This window comes from Alkaliflexus imshenetskii DSM 15055 (assembly GCF_000517065.1).
Classification (GTDB): Bacteria; Bacteroidota; Bacteroidia; order Bacteroidales; family Marinilabiliaceae; genus Alkaliflexus; species Alkaliflexus imshenetskii.
On the sequence record NZ_KI912105.1, the window covers coordinates 2,449,611 to 2,467,570 of the forward strand.

The 17,960-nt window shown below is 44.1% G+C and carries 11 protein-coding genes and 1 tRNA gene; 9 read left to right on the forward strand and 3 right to left on the reverse strand.

Annotation, left to right across the window (positions count from 1 at the left end; all coding sequences use genetic code 11):
• Nucleotides 1-12: 12 nt before the first annotated feature.
• Nucleotides 13-2,193, reverse strand: coding sequence for a DNA helicase RecQ (gene recQ / locus ALKIM_RS0110275; RefSeq protein ID WP_026474569.1), 2,181 nt, complete (start codon nt 2,191-2,193; stop codon nt 13-15).
• A 551-nt stretch (nt 2,194-2,744) separates the two neighbouring features.
• On the opposite strand from recQ, the gene tatC reads away from it, so the two are divergent.
• The 9 genes from tatC (at nt 2,745) to ALKIM_RS18245 (ending at nt 15,130) form a co-directional block, all read left to right on the forward strand.
• Nucleotides 2,745-3,536 (forward strand): twin-arginine translocase subunit TatC, encoded by a 792-nt coding sequence (tatC, locus tag ALKIM_RS0110280; RefSeq protein WP_235714404.1) that lies wholly within the window; start codon nt 2,745-2,747, stop codon nt 3,534-3,536.
• A gap of 44 nt (nt 3,537-3,580) precedes the next feature.
• Nucleotides 3,581-4,342 (forward strand): LPS export ABC transporter ATP-binding protein, encoded by a 762-nt coding sequence (gene lptB / locus ALKIM_RS0110285; RefSeq protein WP_026474571.1) that lies wholly within the window; start codon nt 3,581-3,583, stop codon nt 4,340-4,342.
• Between the two features lie 101 nt (nt 4,343-4,443).
• Nucleotides 4,444-4,525: transfer RNA gene (locus ALKIM_RS0110290), tRNA-Leu, on the forward strand.
• A 316-nt stretch (nt 4,526-4,841) separates the two neighbouring features.
• Nucleotides 4,842-6,203: a trigger factor gene (tig, locus tag ALKIM_RS0110295; RefSeq protein WP_026474572.1), complete on the forward strand. Its 1,362-nt coding sequence runs from the start codon at nt 4,842-4,844 to the stop codon at nt 6,201-6,203.
• A gap of 68 nt (nt 6,204-6,271) precedes the next feature.
• The gene (gene clpP, locus ALKIM_RS0110300) at nt 6,272-6,952 is read left to right on the forward strand and encodes an ATP-dependent Clp endopeptidase proteolytic subunit ClpP (protein ID WP_026474573.1); all 681 of its coding nucleotides are present in this window, start codon (nt 6,272-6,274) and stop codon (nt 6,950-6,952) included.
• Nucleotides 6,953-7,037: 85 nt separating this feature from the next.
• Nucleotides 7,038-8,252 carry an ATP-dependent Clp protease ATP-binding subunit ClpX gene (gene clpX, locus ALKIM_RS0110305; protein ID WP_026474574.1) on the forward strand — a complete coding sequence of 405 codons (1,215 nt, stop codon included), beginning with the start codon at nt 7,038-7,040 and terminating at the stop codon, nt 8,250-8,252.
• 300 nt (nt 8,253-8,552) lie between these two features.
• Entirely contained in the window at nt 8,553-11,585 is a 3,033-nt protein-coding gene (locus tag ALKIM_RS0110310; RefSeq protein WP_052345655.1) for an eIF2A-related protein, read from the forward strand.
• Between the two features lie 224 nt (nt 11,586-11,809).
• Nucleotides 11,810-14,002, forward strand: coding sequence for a sodium-translocating pyrophosphatase (locus tag ALKIM_RS0110315; RefSeq protein WP_173400719.1), 2,193 nt, complete (start codon nt 11,810-11,812; stop codon nt 14,000-14,002).
• A 153-nt stretch (nt 14,003-14,155) separates the two neighbouring features.
• Nucleotides 14,156-15,130 carry a pyridoxal-phosphate dependent enzyme gene (locus ALKIM_RS18245; protein WP_044117878.1) on the forward strand — a complete coding sequence of 325 codons (975 nt, stop codon included), beginning with the start codon at nt 14,156-14,158 and terminating at the stop codon, nt 15,128-15,130.
• Here the strand turns inward: ALKIM_RS18245 and cls are convergent.
• The gene (cls, locus tag ALKIM_RS0110325; protein ID WP_026474577.1) at nt 15,125-16,588 is read right to left on the reverse strand and encodes a cardiolipin synthase; all 1,464 of its coding nucleotides are present in this window, start codon (nt 16,586-16,588) and stop codon (nt 15,125-15,127) included. The genes ALKIM_RS18245 and cls overlap by 6 nt on opposite strands.
• A gap of 31 nt (nt 16,589-16,619) precedes the next feature.
• Nucleotides 16,620-17,684, reverse strand: a complete 1,065-nt coding sequence (gene ribD, locus ALKIM_RS0110330) for a bifunctional diaminohydroxyphosphoribosylaminopyrimidine deaminase/5-amino-6-(5-phosphoribosylamino)uracil reductase RibD (protein WP_084555862.1) — start codon at nt 17,682-17,684, stop codon at nt 16,620-16,622.
• Between the last annotated feature and the right edge of the window lie 276 nt (nt 17,685-17,960).

Consider the following 17,960-nt stretch of genomic DNA (forward strand, 5'->3'; position numbering starts at 1 on the left):
AAGCAAGTGCGATTAGTTGCCCACTTCTGAAATGAATTTTATGCGCACCATCCGAATTTCCTCTTCGGTAAATTCTCCTTCACCAAGTTCGTTGAGTGCTGTGGCCACATCGTCGGTTTCAGCATCTTCTTTGAAATAGAGGAAAATATCGTCACGGTGCTCTTCGTCCATCACCTGATCGATGTAGTAATCTATGTTAACCCGGGTGCCGCTGTAAACAATAGACTCTAACTCCTTAAGCAAGTCGTTCATTTCTATGCCTTTACTTTCGGCAATATCATCAAGAGGCACTTTACGATCGATACTCTGTATGATGGCAATTTTTTGTTTGGATTTATTGGCTACCGATTTAACAACCAAATCAATGGGGCGGTCGATTTCGTTCTCTTCCACATGTCTTTGGATAAGCTGAACGAACTCATCTCCAAAGCGTTTGGCCTTTCCGGCACCCACGCCAGGCATATTCTGGAGTTCTTCCAGATTTATCGGATAATAGGTAGACATGGCTTCCAGCGAAGGATCCTGGAAAATAACAAAAGGCGGCAGATTCAACTTTTTGGATATCCGTTTTCGCAAATCCTTAAGCATCGAAAAGAGTTCCGGGTCAACTGCAGCGGTTCCGCCTGTGGTTCGGGTCTCTTCCTCCATTTCATCATAGTCATGATTTTTGGTGAGCATGATGCTGAATGGGGCTTTTATGTAGTTGTATCCTTTTTCACTAATCTTTAATAAGCCGTAGTTTTCTATTTCCTTTGTGATGATACCGGCCACAAGGGCATGGCGAATTACCGCATTCCAGAATTTGGCATCGTTTTCGTCGCCCATTCCAAAAATCTCAAGATCCTGATGGCTGTATGATTTTACGCTGGAGGATAGTTTCCCGGTTAACACATCAACGACATGTTCTGCTTTGAATTTTTCTTTAATCTCCTGTATAACTTTTAGAACCTTTAAAACAGCATCTTGCCCTTCTATTTGCTCTTTGGGATTTACGCAGTTGTCGCAGCAATCGCAATTCTCTTCCTGAAAAGTTTCACCAAAGTAGTGTAGCAGCAATTTTCTGCGACACAGTGAGGTTTCAGCATACGAAACGGTTTCAAAAAGAAGCTGTTTGCCAATTTCCTGCTCGGCGAGGGGTTTACCTTGCATAAACTTCTCCAGTTTTTGGATGTCCTGGTAACTGTAAAAAGTTATGCAGCGTCCTTCTCCACCGTCGCGTCCGGCGCGTCCGGTTTCCTGATAGTAACCTTCCAGGCTCTTTGGGATGTCGTAATGGATTACGATGCGTACATCCGGTTTATCGATGCCCATACCAAAAGCGATGGTTGCCACTATCACATTCACCTCTTCATGCAGAAACTTATCCTGATTGCCCGATCGGGTGGCGGCATCCATCCCTGCATGGTATGCCAGCGCTTTGATGCCGTTAACCTGAAGCATTTCAGCCAGCTCTTCTACTTTTTTACGACTCAGACAGTATATGATTGCCGACTTTCCGGCATTGTCTTTTAATATACGGATGATCTCTTTTGATGCATTTACTTTTGGACGTATATCGTAAAACAGATTTGGCCTGTTAAAAGAGGATTTGAAAACGCAGGCTTTTAACATGCCCAGAGTTTTCTGTATGTCGTGCTGCACTTTTGGCGTTGCAGTGGCGGTCAGAGCAATTACAGGTGCCTCGCCAATCTCATTTATAATGGGTCGAATGCGTCTGTATTCGGGTCTGAAGTCGTGTCCCCATTCCGAAATGCAATGAGCCTCATCCACAGCGTAAAAGGATATTTTAATCTGCTTGAAGAACTGAATATTTTCCTCCTTGGTAAGTGATTCAGGTGCTACGTAAAGAAGTTTTGTTTTTCCCGACAACACATCTTCCTTTACTTGCGTAATAGCTGACTTTGTGAGTGAAGAGTTCAAGAAGTGAGCAATGCCGTCATCCTCGCTGAAATTGCGCATGGCATCAACCTGGTTCTTCATGAGAGCGATAAGCGGTGAAATGACAATGGCTGTCCCTTCTAATATCAATGCCGGTAACTGGTAACATAAAGATTTACCTCCGCCTGTTGGCATTAAAACGAACGTGTCGTTGCCATCGAGAACATTCTTAATGATCTCTTCCTGATTCCCTTTAAAGGTGTCAAACCCAAAATGCCTTTTTAGTTGGGCATTTAAATCAATGTGCTTTGTCATAGAAAGACTTGCGTTGTTCCCCTGTATCTTTAGCTTGGATTAATGATTTGTTAGTGTTTTTTTTACGCTAATCAGTAAAAGGCTAACAAATATAATGGAAAAAAACATACTTCTCATATTATTCCGGCTGTCAGCAAATAATGAAATTTGAAGGCCTCTATTCTAAAGAGAGGCTCTATGCGCTATTGTCCGGTTAAAAATAAGGAGTGAGCAGCTTCAAAGGCTGTGGAGATTTCCCGTTTTTGATGCCCAGCAAGGCGCCAGTAAATTTTCAATACTACCTGGGAAGCCAAACCCGCATTGTCACCCTTTCATGCTTTTCCCATGATTTTCATTTTCCAATATGAAGTTAGAAAAAGTTTTGGTGATTCACAACAAGTTGTGTTTTTGATTTGATAACAATATGTGTGGCAATGGCAATATGGCCTGTTTATGGTTGATGGGGCGCTTTGTTTTTTTATAAAAGATTTTCATGCTACGCATAAGCGAGTTATATTCGCAGAAAATATTTACTGACTACTATTCGTATGGGACTAAACAATAGAACGGAGATGTCGTTTCTCGATCATCTTGAAGAGTTGCGATGGCATATCATCCGCTCCTTTGCGTCGATTATCGTATTTGCTGTTTTGGCGTTTGTATTTAAAAGTTTTGTGTTTGATGTGGTAATTCTTGGGCCAAGCCGTCCCGATTTTTTTACCAATCAATTTTTGTGCAATTTGTCTGCTACTTTTAATATGCCGGTACTTTGCATCAATCAGGTGCAGCTAAAGTTTCAGAATATTAACATGTCAGGCCAGTTTACAATGCACATCTGGATTGCTTTTGTGGCCGGAGCAATCGTATCTTTCCCATACATTTTCTGGGAGTTCTGGCGATTTGTTAAGCCAGCATTGTATGAGAATGAGGTGAAGCACAGCCGTGGAGCTATTTTCGCTGCCAGTATGCTGTTCTCGCTGGGTATTTTGTTTGCCTATTATTTGATAGCTCCTTTGTCGGTCTATTTTTTGGGTAACTATCAGGTTAGTGAAAGCGTCGAAAATATTATAAACTTTGGGTCGTATGTGTCCACCATCTCATCCATTGTACTTGCCAGCGGTGTGATGTTCGAATTGCCGGTGTTCATCTATTTTCTCAGTAAGGTAGGACTCGTCACCGCCTCCTTTCTTAAAAAGTATCGTCGGCATGCCATTGTTGTAGTGCTGGCTCTGGCGGCTATCATTACACCGCCCGATGTGATAAGTCAGATTATGGTATGCCTTCCGCTTATTGTTTTGTATGAGGCTGGTATAATAATTGCTAAAAGAGTAGAGAAGAAGAAAAAGCGCGAAATGGAATCCTAGCGTTGTGCGCTATTGAGTGCACAATGGTATAATATATCTTCAGAATGGAAAAGGATGGAATGTTGCTCTATACCAAAGATTTGGTTAAACGGTATAAAAACCGAACTGTGGTTAAGGGTGTCTCTGTTGAGGTAAAACAAGGAGAGATAGTGGGTTTGCTTGGCCCTAACGGCGCCGGTAAAACAACTACTTTTTACATGATGGTAGGGCTGATAACGCCCAATGCCGGAGAGATTTATCTGAATGAGGATAAGATTACCCGCGAGCCGGTTTACCGGCGGGCACAAAAAGGGATTGGTTATCTGGCTCAGGAGGCCAGCGTGTTTCGCAACCTCAGTGTAGAGGATAACATCAAGGCGGTGCTTGAGATGACAGATTTCTCAAAAGAGTATCAACGCCACAGAGTGGAGGAATTGCTCGAAGAATTTAGTCTTACACATATCCGAAAAAGCAAAGGCATACAACTTTCAGGTGGTGAGCGGCGACGCACCGAAATAGCCCGTGCTTTGGCAATAAATCCCAGATTCATCTTGCTCGATGAGCCGTTTGCAGGGGTTGACCCAATTGCCGTACGCGACATACAGGAGATTGTGGCTAAGCTTAAGTTTAAGAACATTGGCATTTTGATTACCGACCACAACGTACACGAAACGCTTTCAATTACCGATCGAGCCTATTTGTTGTTTGAGGGGAACATTCTTAAGGCCGGTACAGCCGAAGAGCTTGCCGAAGACCCCGATGTTCGCAGGGTTTATTTGGGTGACGATTTTATTCTACGCCGTCGTACCTTTGATGTAGAGAAGTAATTCTGACATCGCGAAACAATAATTTTGCTTTTTTGTAGATTTTTTTTGCCCGGATATTGTGAAATAACAAAAATGATTTTACCTTTGCACGGCGTTTTTGAGCGGACGTGGCGTAATTGGTAGCCGCGCCAGACTTAGGATCTGGTGCCGTAAGGCGTGGGGGTTCGAGTCCCTTCGTCCGCACAAATAAAATAAGGAAAACCGCCTGGCTAACGATGTATATCGAAAGTGAGGCGGTTTTTAAGTATAAAACGGTGAAGTGAAAGTTTGACGTAAGGTGTTGTGACATTGTAAATGCTTCATTACCTTTGCGGTGACTTTTATCAGCGTTTTGTTGTTTCAGGATTACTGAAACAACGGCTTGACAAAAGGTTCAAAAGCCTCCCGGTGGAATTGTCGGAATCGATACATACGGGTTAGGCATACTTGAAGCAGATTTGATTCCACATTTTTTTCACGGATTACATCAGTAGCCAATTAATTTATTTACTTAATTCTCATGAATATCACTAGGGAAAACATCGACGAGCTGAATGCGGTTATTAAGCTGACCATTGAGAAAAGCGATTATGAAACACGTGTGGCCGACGTTCTTAAATCTTATCAGAAGAAGGCGCAGTTGCCTGGTTTCCGCCCCGGAAAAGTACCTGCCGGACTTCTCAAAAAGATGTACGGCAACGCTATTTTGGTAGATGAAATCAACAAACTTGTTTCTGAAAAGCTTTCTGGTTACCTAACCGAAAATAAGTTGGATATTCTGGGTGAACCTCTGCCAAGCGAGTCGCAAGAACCTATTGATTTCGATACTCAGGATAGTTTCGATTTTGCTTTTGATATTGCACTAAACCCTGCTATCGAAGTAAAACTTTCAAAAAGGGATAAAGTGCCATATTATACCATACAGATAACTGACGACATGCTCGATGGTCAGGTGAAAAGCATGACAAGTCGTTTTGGAAGCAGCCAAAAGGTTGAGGTTGTAGGCGCTGAGTCATTGGTTAAGGGTGATTTTATTCAACTCGATGGCAACGGAAACGTACTCGAGGGAGGAATCGTGGCCGAAGACGCTGTGATGTCACTTGCCATTGTGAAGGATGAAGCTGAAAAAGGCAAACTACTCGGTAAAGCCGTAGGTGATGAGGTTGTGTTCGAACCCAAAAAATCATTCCCCAACGATACTGAGATATCATATTTGTTGAAGATTACCAAAGAGCAGGCCGCTGAAGTTTCAGGCGAGTTCCGCTTTGTTGTGAATGAAATAACCGAGTTTGTAGATCCCGAGCTTAATCAGGACCTTTTTGATAAGCTTTTTGGGCCAGGCGCTGTGACTTCAAAAGAAGAGATGGAAGCGAAAGTAAAAGCCGATCTCGAGAAAAACTTTGTGATGGAGTCAGACTATCGTTTTTCGATGGATGCGCGTGAGAAACTCACAAGCAAGATTGATGTTGCCTTACCCGAAGCATTTCTTAAGCGTTGGATGAAAGCAACCAACCAGGGCGAGAATAAAGTTACCGATGAGGACATCGACAGAGATATGCCAAAGTTCCTGGAGGACTTGAAGTGGCAACTTGTTAAAAATGAGATTGTAAAATCAAATGATATCAAGATTGAGCAGCAGGATTTGGTCGAATTTGCCAAAAAATCTGCCCGTCTTCAGTTTATGCAGTATGGCCTCTCCAATTTACCCGATGAGCATATCGAAAGCTATGCCATGGATATGCTGAAAAATCAGGAGCAAGGTCGTCGTTTCGCTGAGGGTGCCATCAACGAAAAGGTAATGGCATTCATTAAAGAAGCTGTAAAATTGGATGAGAAAGAGGTAACCCGCGACGAATTCAATAAATTGTTTGACAATAATTAACGTGGGAAAGGGTAGGGTAACCCAATGTTTTTAGTAAATTGGGTTTTGCTAACCAAAAAACAATTACAATGACTGATCCAAAAGATTTCTATAAGTACGCTACCAAACACATGGGCATCAATAGCATGATGATGGACAAATATATGTCTGTCGCTAACAGCTATATATCCCCAACCATTATTGAAGAGCGTCAGTTGAATATTGCCACCATGGACGTGTTTTCGCGTTTGATGATGGATCGTATCATCTTCCTTGGCTTACCCATCGATGATTATGTTGCCAATATCATACAGGCGCAGTTGTTATATCTTGATTCAAGCGACCCCTCAAAGGACATTTCAATCTATTTCAATACGCCTGGTGGTTCAGTGTATGCCGGTCTCGGTATATATGACACCATGCAGTACATTTCATCTGATGTGGCCACAATTTGTACCGGAATGGCTGCTTCGATGGGGGCAGTGTTGTTAACAGCGGGAACCAAAGGTAAACGCTCGGCTTTGAAGCATTCACGAATAATGATTCACCAGCCAATGGGCGGTGCGCAGGGGCAATCTGTTGACATTGAGATTACTACCCGTGAAATTGTGAAGTTGCGTAAAGAACTCTATACCATTATTGCAGATCATTCAGGCAATCCTTACAAGAAAATCGAAAAGGACTCTGACCGTGATTTTTGGATGACGGCTGAGGAAGCAAAGGCTTATGGCATGATTGATGATGTGTTGGTACGTGAGAAGAAGAAGTAAGGTTTTTTAATTGATAAAAGTTATGCAGAACCCGGTTGTTATGGCCGGTTCTGCATAATCTGTTATTTGAAGTAGAGTAAATTATATGGATAAATGTTCATTTTGCGGGCGTAGCCGTAAGGATACAAATCTGCTGATTGCCGGTGTGTCTGGACATATTTGCGACAGTTGTATTGAGCAGGCAAATGCCATATTGGAAGAGGAATTCAAGAAGAAGGACTCTTTTGATATGAAAGAAGTTGCACTGTTGAAACCTGCTGAAATCAAGAAGTTTCTCGATCAGTATGTTATCGGGCAGGACGAAGCTAAAAAGTATCTTTCAGTGGCCGTTTACAACCATTACAAACGGTTGATTCAGCCCGCTACATCAGACGATGTGGAAATTGAAAAATCCAACATCATTCTGGTGGGTGAAACCGGAACTGGAAAAACATTGCTGGCGCGCACCATCGCACGTATGTTGCATGTGCCTTTCACCATTGTGGATGCCACTGTACTTACCGAAGCCGGATATGTGGGAGAAGATATAGAGAGTATTCTTACACGACTGCTTCAGGCTGCTGATTACAATGTGGAAGCTGCCGAAAAAGGGATTGTATTTATTGATGAGATTGATAAAATTGCCCGCAAAGGCGATAACCCATCGATAACGCGCGATGTGTCGGGCGAAGGCGTGCAGCAAGGATTACTTAAACTTCTGGAAGGTGCAATTGTGAACGTTCCCCCGCAAGGAGGCCGTAAGCACCCTGAGCAGAAGATGATTCCTGTCAACACAAAGAATATCCTCTTTATCTGCGGTGGTGCTTTTGATGGTATCGACAGAAAGATTGGCCAGCGACTCAACACCAGAGTGGTGGGCTATAAGGCTGGCGACAACCGCGAAGCCATTGATCCGAGTAATTTATTGCAATACATTGCGCCCCAGGATTTAAAATCTTTTGGTCTGATACCGGAAATTATCGGTCGACTGCCCATTCTTACTTATCTGAATCCATTAGACCGTAACACTTTACGCCGAATTCTTACCGAACCAAAAAATTCAATTATCAAACAGTATGTGAAACTGTTTGAGATGGATAAAATTGAGCTGCATTTTAGCGAAGATGCACTTGATTACATTGTGGATAAGGCTGTGGAGTTTAAGCTAGGTGCCAGAGGATTGCGTTCGATATGTGAAACCATTATGATGGATCACATGTTTGAAAGTCCCGGCAAGAAGACAGGAAAACTCGAGATTACAATGGCATTTGCACGAGAAAAGATAGAAAAGGCAAATATTGCCCTGCTTAAAGCAGGATGATTTAGACTTTTGTTTTACAAATATATCAGGAAAGAGGTTGCTTTATATAGAGTAGCCTCTTTTGCATTTTGCAAATAATCTAGTTAAGAATCTCTATGAACTATATGGTGGTTTAGAATTGTGTTTTCTGTTGGCATCACATACAGTGATTATGCTGAGGCATTTTAAGAGATATTTTAGTGTTATGGCGCAATCATGTTGCCCGGGATGAGTGTTTGGCAATTTTCATGAAAAATATGCTATGATGGTAAAACCTTCCTTAACTTTATAAGTATGATAGGTAAGTTTAACCAAGATAGCATGCGGTGGATATTTAAACAGTTGTGTGTTTTTGGACTCTTGTTTTTCTCAATCGGTCTTTTGCCGGCGCAATATTTTGGGAGAAACAAGCCCTTCTACCGTACGTTTGACTTTTCTCTCGTTGAAACCTCCCATTTTCAGATATATCACTACTTCGATAATCCCTCTCAGGCAGAACAGCTTGCCGCTATGAGCGAACGATGGTATCGCTACCATGAACAGGTACTGCTTGATACTTTTAAGGTTCGCAGCCCCATCATCTTTTACGACAATCATGCTGATTTTCAGCAAACCACGGCCATTATGGGAATGATTGATGTGGGTGTAGGCGGTGTAACCGAAGGACTAAAGAACCGAGTGGTTATGCCAATGGGTTTTACATGGCAGCAAACCAATCATGTGTTAGGTCATGAGTTGGTTCATGCTTTTCAGTTTCATATGCTTATGCAAACAGAGGGTATGGGCTTGTCTGCCATGCAAAACATCCCGTTGTGGATGATCGAAGGCATGGCCGAGTATTTGTCGATTGGAAGCGTGGACGCCCAAACGACGATTTGGATGCGTGATGCTTTGATGCATAACCGGTTCCCTACACTTGAACAGCTGAGCAGTTCATATAGATATTCTCCGTATCGTTTTGGTCAGGCATTTTGGGCTTATGTGAGTTTTCGTTACGGGGAGCAGTACATTCCCCGACTTTTTAAAGCCACTGCACGACGCGGATATCGCAACGCCATTCGTGATCTCTTTTTTGTGTCGGCTGAAGAGTTTTCGGCCGATTGGGAGCGAACCATCCGGCAACATCTCTTTACCAACGTAAACGACAGTGTATACAACATCATCGGAAACCGCCTTGTTACAAAAAGGAATGGCGGTCGTTACAATTTGTCGCCATCGGTTAGTCCGGATGGTAAATACTTGATTTTTCTATCTGAACGGGATGTTTATGGTCTGGATTTATTTCTTGCCGATGCTTCGTCGGGTGAGATCATCCGAAAAGTCTTTACTTCGGCATCGCACAGCGATATAGATGCACTGAATTTTATGGAGACCGCCGGAACCTGGTCGCCCGATAACCGTTACTTTGCTTTTGTGGCTTACTCCCGCGGGCGGTCCACCATCATTATTTATGATGTAAATAAATTATCGGTTCATAAGGAGTTGGCGCCCAATTGTGTTACGGCAATAAGCTATCCGGCATGGTCACCCGATGGTCGTTATCTTGTTTTTACAGGACAAAAGGATTTGAGCAGCGACCTTTTTTTATATGATTTAAAGAGTGGCGAGTGTGAAAACCTTACCAATAGTCAGTGGGCGGCGATTCAACCGGCATGGTCGGCCGATGGACGTACCATTTGGTTTGCCACAGATGAGCCTAGCCAGTGGCAGAAATCACGTCGTGGTGCTTTTTATAACGTGGCTGAGTACAGTGTTGATACGAAGCACTCGCGTGTGCATTTCACCTTTGATGGGGCACGTAACCTTAATCCGGTGCCAACACCTGATGGACGCTCGGTGGTATTCTTATCCAATCGGGATGGCAGGCGCAACCTTTATAGCATGGAGATTGAAACCGGGTTTCTGATCCAAGTAACCGACTATCCAACTGGTATTACCGGACTCACTGAATTGGCTCCTGCATTGGGATTTGGAGGAGAGTTTCTTTTCTATACCCTGCTTTGGGACGGAGAGTTCCAGATTATAAAATCCTCTTTTCCCAATTTGCGTTCGATGGCGCGTCAGGTGTCAGATAGGGATAAAGATTACCGTGCTGCGCGGTTAATGCCCTATTCGGTTAACCTGTCGCAAGTGGAGCAGAACCTGATGACGATGTCGACCAATGGGGACTTTCATGAGGTTTTAATGGAAGAGAGGCCATTGCGTTCAAGGTTAAAAATGGATTATCTGGGCAACATGGGTGGAGGCGTTATGGCTGGACGTTTTGGTACCGGAATGGCCGGAAGCATCGAAGCCCTTTTCAGTGATATGCTTGGCCGAAACATGTTGTATTCCGGGTTGAGCATAAATGGACAGATTCAGGATTTTGGCGGGCAGGTGGCCTACATCAACCAAGAGCGCCGATTACGAAAAGGGGTCAGTCTTTCGCATATTCCCTATCGCAACGGATACTATACCGTGGAGCCGATAGAGAGCGGAGCAGATGAAAAGGAGATGGTTTTCTATTCACAGCGTTTGTTTGAGGATAAGGTGTCATTGTTTACTTTTTGGCCACTAAACAGATACCGGCGTATCGAAGGGGGGATGTCATACGCTTTTTACAGATACCGCATGGAGCGTATCCGTGGACACTCATATTACTATCCATCATACGCCTCAAAGGGTGAAAGGGTGCCTGCTCCACCATCTTTTAATGCAGGTACAATTGATGTGGCTTATGTTTCAGATAATTCAGTTTTTGGATTCACATCTCCGGTAAACGGACACCGGTTTCGTATTCAGGGTGAGCATTATTTCGATGGACTTGACTATACCGGGTTATTAATTGATTACCGAAAGTATCTGTTCATTAGACCGCAAAGCGTGGCATTCCGGTTTTACCATTACGGACGGTATGGCGAGAAAGAGTCGGACAGGCGCCTATATCGATTGTTTCTGGGTTATCCGTGGCTGGTAAGAGGATACAATTCAGGCTATTTTTATACCGATGAGACGCGTAAAGGAAGTTCAATCAGCATCAATCAGGTATTGGGTTCTCATTTGCTGGTTGCCAATGCCGAGTACAGAATGCCGTTTAGTGGCCCAACAGATTTGTCATGGTTTAGATCCGGTTTTGTTGTGAGTGAGCTATCTCTTTTCATGGATGGCGGCGTAGCCTGGGACAGCGAAAGTCGGCCGGTTTTAGCAATGACCAGCAACAGCGACCGCAATCGCATACCGCTCTTAAGCACAGGGTTGAGTATGCGATTTAATCTGTTTGGCATGTTGGTACTTGAAACCTATTATGCCGTACCATTTCACCAGCTTAAATTTCATAAGGCGGAGATTGGTTTTAACATTATGCCGGGCTTCTGATTTATAATGAATCCAAATTACAGAGATAGGTATAAACAAGATAAATGTTAATTTGTGTTTCCTCTTTTTTTGCTACATTTAGAATAAGCTATTCAGTACAGGATGGATTGGAGTGCCGGATAAAACTGAGTGGTTGTCAATGATACGATTTGTCAACAGTGGCGCCATTTTATAAATGGTGGTCACACACTTTATATCCTTAGTACTAACTTAACTCATCTATTATGCTTAGTTTCATTTTTGCAATTGTTCCGGCAGCATCATTACTAGCCTTAATTTTTGCCTATATTTTTTTCAGGCAGATGATGAAGCACTCAGAAGGTACAGATAAAATGAAGCGTATTGCAGAACATGTGCGCAAGGGGGCATCTGCCTACCTTAAGCAGCAATACAAAATTGTACTTGTCGTATTTATTATCATTACCATTATTTTTTCTTTTCTGGCTTATTATTTAGGCGTACAAAACAAATGGGTGCCTTTTGCATTTATTTCGGGAGGTACTTTCTCGGGACTGGCCGGCTTTTTTGGAATGAAAGCAGCCACTTTTGCTTCGGCACGCGTGGCCAACGCTTGCCGGACATCACTTAACGACGGACTGAAACTTGCTTTTAGGAGTGGCGCCGTGATGGGGCTGGTTGTTGTGGGGCTTGTGCTTCTGGATATATCCATTTGGTTTTTGGTGCTTAACCATTTTATACCCGAAATGGATGGAGGCTATAAACTAATGACCATCTCTGCAATCATGCTCACCTTCGGCATGGGTGCTTCCACTCAGGCGCTCTTTGCCCGTGTTGGAGGTGGTATTTACACCAAAGCTGCCGATGTGGGTGCCGACCTTGTTGGTAAGGTTGAGGCAGGGATTCCTGAAGATGATCCGCGAAATCCAGCTACCATTGCCGATAACGTAGGCGACAATGTAGGTGACGTGGCCGGTATGGGTGCCGACCTGTTTGAATCGTTCGCGGCATCCATTCTGGCTACAGCGTTACTAGGCGCAGCGGCATTTATGAACTATGAAGAGATTCAGCTCAATGCTGTGTTGGCACCAATGATTATTGCGGCCGTGGGTACGCTGCTGTCAATAGTTGGCGTGTTTATGGTACGTACGCGCGAGGGTGCTACGCAAAAAGAACTTTTAAGAGCCCTTGGATTTGGCGTAAATGTGAGTGCCATGTTAATTGTTGTGGCATCGTTCTTTATTCTGAGATACTTGAATTTGCCCAATAGTGTCGGCATTTGGGGATCTATTGTAGTTGGCCTTCTGGCTGGCATTGGCATCGGACAATCTACAGAGTATTTCACCGCATCGGCATATAAACCCACCCAAAGAATTGCAGCGTCGGGACAAACAGGGCCTGCAACGGTTATTATCAATGGCCTCGGAACGGGACTTATATCAGCCGCTATTCCTTTAATTATTATCGTTGTCGCAATTACGCTGGCATACTCATTTTCAACAGGTTTTGATTTTGGAATGGGTAACCTGAACAAAGGCCTTTATGGTATCGGCATTGCAGCCGTTGGTATGCTGTCGACCCTTGGCATCACACTTGCAACGGATGCCTACGGGCCAATAGCCGATAATGCAGGCGGAAATGCAGAAATGAGTGGCCTTGGTCCCGAAGTGAGGAAGAGAACCGATGCGCTGGATTCGCTCGGAAACACCACTGCTGCAACAGGGAAAGGTTTTGCCATTGGAAGTGCCGCACTTACGGCTTTGGCTCTGCTCGCCTCCTATTTTGAGGAGGTGCGTATGATGTTTGTTAAGTTTCTCGACCGACCGAATGAACTGATCAATGGCGTTCCGGCGGTGGATGCAGCGTTTATTGATTTTGTGCAGCACTATGAAATTCATTTGATGAACCCAACCGTGATTGTCGGTATGTTTTTGGGTGTAATGGCCGTTTTCGTCTTTAGTGGAATAACCATGAATGCCGTTGGACGTGCTGCTCAAAAAATGGTGGACGAGGTGCGCAGGCAATTCAAAACTATCCCCGGAATTATGGAAGGAACAGCTGAACCGGATTATGCCCGTTGTGTAGAAATATCGACCAAAGGCGCTCAGAAGGAGATGTTACTGCCTTCAATCATTGCTCTGCTAATACCGGTGATTGTGGGTATTGTGTTTGGGGTGCCGGGCATTGCCGGCTTGTTGCTTGGAACTATCTCGAGTGGCTTTGCTCTGGCCATATTCATGGCAAATGCGGGAGGGGCATGGGACAATGCCAAAAAGTACGTTGAAGAGGGCAATTATGGGGGTAAAGGCTCTGAAACACATAAGGCAACAGTAATTGGTGATACTGTTGGCGATCCGTTTAAAGATACCTCAGGGCCAAGCCTTAACATCTTAATTAAGCTCATGGTGATGGCAGCTGTGGTAACTGTTGGGGTTGCGGTGTCGTATCACCTGATTTAATTATGTCAGAAATTATGTTTTTGATTTAACCCGGAGGTGAATTGCCTTTGGATTTAATTCTTTATCAAACAATAAATTAGGTTAGAGGCCAGATGGATATGTCATCTTTCTGGTCTCTAGTCTGTTTTCAGTTAATGATATCCATTACGAATAATGAGATTACCCGATTTTTCAAATGTTGAGATAGCGCATAACCGTATTCGGCCATTCGTAAACCGAACAGTGGTAGTTGAGAGTAGCGTGATAAACCGGATGTTCAGGGGGCGCTTTTTCTTTAAATGTGAAAACTATCAAAAGGCAGGCGCATTTAAGTTCAGAGGTGCAGCAAATGCGGTATTTTCCCTTTCTGAGGAGGAAGCCAGGCGGGGAGTGGCGACGCACTCATCAGGTAATCATGCCGCAGCATTGTCGTTGGCCGCCTCATTGCGAGGTGCAGCAGCACATATTGTGATGCCGGATAATGCACCTGAAGAAAAGATATTGAACGTCAGGCGGTATGGTGGGCTGATAACATTTTGTGAGCCTACGCTTGCCGCTCGTGAGGCCGGCCTGGAAGAAGTTATTGCTAAAACGGGTGCTGTGTTTGTTCATCCATACAATAATTTTACTGTGATTTGCGGGCAGGCCACTGCTGCAAAGGAGTTGATTGAAGAGACCGGATCTCTGGATGTGGTGATGGCTCCTGTGGGTGGCGGCGGTTTATTAAGTGGAACATCGGTGTCGGTGAAGGCCATGTTACCTGATGCGCTGGTGATTGGAGGGGAACCCCTCAATGCCGATGACACCTGCCGCTCCCTCAAAGCCGGAATTATCCTACCTTCTGTTAACCCCGACACGATTGCTGATGGGCTGCGTACTTCTCTCGGAGAACTCTCATTTGCAATAATTCGGGAGAATGTAACTGATATTTTTACCGCCACTGAAACATCGATAAAGGCAGCCATGGTGTTGTTGCGCCGCCATGCAGGTATTTTGGCAGAACCGTCTTCAGCTGTGCCTTTGGCTGCAATCATGGAAAACCGCTCATTTTTCGAGGGACGGCGTACGGGCATCATCATCAGCGGAGGGAACTTTAACCCTTCACGATTCCAGTTTTGGGACGATGATTTGGTTGAAGGTGCATTATAGCAGCGGACTCACGAGTCTGGCAAACGACTCTTTAATTTTCATTACTTTGGGACGGGTAACCCATTCGTCCATAAAAATCTGGCGGCTGTTGTTTTGATCTTCCCTGAATGATTCACGTAGCTCTTTGGTGCTCTCTTCGTCAAATACAAAGGCAGTTACCTCAAAGTTTTGTTCAAAGCTTCTGAAGTCCATATTGGCAGAGCCTATCACCGACAATGCATCATCAACAATCATCACCTTGGAATGCAGAAATCCTTTTTGGTAAAAGAAGAACTTGACACCTGCCTCCAACATCTCACGGATGAATGACCGTGACGAGAGCAGTGTTACAAATGCATCGCTTCTTTCGGGGATTATGATGCGCACATCAACACCACCCAACGCGGCAGTTTTCAAGGCAAGCAAAACACTCTCGCTGGGCGTGAAATAAGGTGTAGCAATGTATACATACTTCTTTGCTGAGGCGATGGCCTGAAATATCCCCATCATTATAGCCGGCCAGTCGGAGTCAGGACCACTGGCCACTATCTGCACCATTTTTTGTCCTGTTGGCTTGCGCGATGGGAAGTATTTTGGGTCGTGCAATTCGGTTTGGCTCACAAAAAACCAGTCTATTAAAAACACAGTTTGTAGGGTGTTTACGGCATCACCTTCAATTTTCATGTGTGTGTCGCGCCAACTGCCATATTCGCTGCTGCCGTTCATGTATCGGTCGGCAATGTTTATGCCGCCCAAAAAACCTATTAAGCCATCAATCACAACAATTTTACGATGATTGCGGTAGTTTACTTTACTTGTCAGGTTTGGGAAACGCACTTGTAGAAATGAGTAGGCCTGTATGCCGGAATCCCACATCTCCTTAAAAAAGGGTTTTTTCAGTTCCCAGCTGCCTACGTCGTCAACTATGAGACGCACCTCCACACCTTCTGCTGCTTTTCTTTTCAGAATACTGATGATGCGTCTGCCTATCACATCATCGGCAAAAATATAGTATTCGAGATGGATAAATATCTTGGCATTTTCCAGTGCATCGAGAATGGATTCAAATGTGGCAGTTCCATTTTGTAGTATCCTGATGCTGTTTCCAACAGTTACCACTGCATTGCTGTTGTTTAGGAGCAGGGTGATGAGGTTGCGTTTTTCTTCCAGTGCCTGTGTGTCAAACATTTCACCCTCAGAGAGTCTGTGTATCTGAGCATGCGCAAGGCTCGTGAGCCTGTCATGGTTTCGCAGTCCCTTACGCGCAATTATTTTCTCTTTGCGAAAGTTTTGTCCGAAAAAGATGAAGAAGATGAAACCTACAACCGGAAGAAGTATGAGCACAAGCACCCAAGAGATTGTTTTAAGAGGGTTGCGGTTTTCGAGAACGGTAAACACAACCACTATGAGAATGCTGATGACATAAACCATCAGAATTACCGGGTTGATGATGTTGATTATGGTCTGGAATGTTTCCATGTTTTACCGTGCTGAATTTTATTTCCTTAATTTAAGAAATATTACGATACACAAGAAGCTTGCTGTCCTTAAAATTTTCCTGGTATAGAGGTGTTTTTTTTATCGAGGGTGCTTTTATTCCATTTTCAAACCATTTGTTGCCGTGAAATACCCGGGCTTCATCCCATAAATCCATGTCAATGAACGCCCTTAGGAGTCTGGCGCCACCTTCAACTATTACGGATTGGATGCTGCGCTTCCACAGCTCATCCAAAATAATGGGTATGGGCGATGCGTCATCCGGAATGATTATTTTCTCTGTATGTTTACTGTCATCTTCATCTTTGCCGCAGAATAGAATGGTGGGCGCTTCTCCACTAAAAAGGGATAGATAATCGGGGAGTTTATTGTTGCGATCCAGAACCAGCCGCAGAGGATGAGAGCCACTCCAGTCGCGCACTGTGAGCGAAGGGTTGTCCTTAAGCGCGGTGACCGAACCTACCAATATGCTTTGCTCACGGCTTCTCCAAAGGTGCACTGCACGACGGGCAAATTCGTTGGTTATCCACGTGGGTCTGCTGTTGGGCATGGTTTCGCGTTCAATGTCGAGAAATCCGTCCTGCGATTCTGCCCACTTAAGTATGATGTAAGGTCGTTTCTGCTCATGAAAGGTAAAGAAACGCCGGTTAAGCTCGCGGCTTTCGCGTTCAAGTATGCCTGTAATTACCTCTACACCCGCCTCCTTAAGCATTTTTATCCCTTTGCCTGCTACTTGTGAAAAGGTGTCGACGCAGCCTATCACCACTCGTGGAATTTTCTTCTGGAGGATAAGCAGTGAACAGGGTGGCGTTTTGCCAAAATGGGCGCATGGCTCCAGATTCACATAAAGGGTGGAGCGTGAGAGCAGCTCCTGATTTGCCACTGCATTAATGGCATTTACTTCTGCATGAGGACCGCCGGCCTTCAGGTGGTAGCCTTCGCCTATTATTTTTCCGTCAAAAACCACAACTGAACCAACCATAGGGTTTGGCCAGGTTAATCCTTCGGCATGCTTAGCCAGTTCAAGGCATCGCCCCATAAAGGCGTCATGGTTTTTGTGTGCTTCAGAAAGTGACATGGGACTACGAATTATCAATCTCTTATCCGTTATTAAACAGCATTGTTTCCTGTTTGGCTAAGATAATGTTTATTTTTACATCGATATAGGTGTTTGCTGATGTTTAGAAGGATTATAACAACTCTTTTGTATGGCGCAGTAACCAACAAACGACTTCTTTTTTATGTCCCTCTAATCTCGTAAAAGGAATTCAGATGCTTTATAAATCTGGTACTCCTTTATCTAAATCATAAGTCCTAGTAAATTAGTAGTTTAGTTCTTTTTTTGTTCTCATAT

Bases quoted from the DNA above. Each gene is read 5' to 3' on its own strand.
- tig (WP_026474572.1), top strand. From the start codon at position 4,842: ATGAATATCACTAGGGAAAACATCGACGAGCTGAATGCGGTTATTAAG.
- cls (WP_026474577.1), bottom strand. From the start codon at position 16,588: ATGGAAACATTCCAGACCATAATCAACATCATCAACCCGGTAATTCTG.
- clpX (WP_026474574.1), top strand. From the start codon at position 7,038: ATGGATAAATGTTCATTTTGCGGGCGTAGCCGTAAGGATACAAATCTG.
- ribD (WP_084555862.1), bottom strand. From the start codon at position 17,684: ATGTCACTTTCTGAAGCACACAAAAACCATGACGCCTTTATGGGGCGA.
- ALKIM_RS0110315 (WP_173400719.1), top strand. From the start codon at position 11,810: ATGCTTAGTTTCATTTTTGCAATTGTTCCGGCAGCATCATTACTAGCC.
- ALKIM_RS0110310 (WP_052345655.1), top strand. From the start codon at position 8,553: ATGCGGTGGATATTTAAACAGTTGTGTGTTTTTGGACTCTTGTTTTTC.
- tatC (WP_235714404.1), top strand. From the start codon at position 2,745: ATGTCGTTTCTCGATCATCTTGAAGAGTTGCGATGGCATATCATCCGC.
- ALKIM_RS18245 (WP_044117878.1), top strand. From the start codon at position 14,156: ATGAGATTACCCGATTTTTCAAATGTTGAGATAGCGCATAACCGTATT.
- clpP (WP_026474573.1), top strand. From the start codon at position 6,272: ATGACTGATCCAAAAGATTTCTATAAGTACGCTACCAAACACATGGGC.
- recQ (WP_026474569.1), bottom strand. From the start codon at position 2,193: ATGACAAAGCACATTGATTTAAATGCCCAACTAAAAAGGCATTTTGGG.
- lptB (WP_026474571.1), top strand. From the start codon at position 3,581: ATGGAAAAGGATGGAATGTTGCTCTATACCAAAGATTTGGTTAAACGG.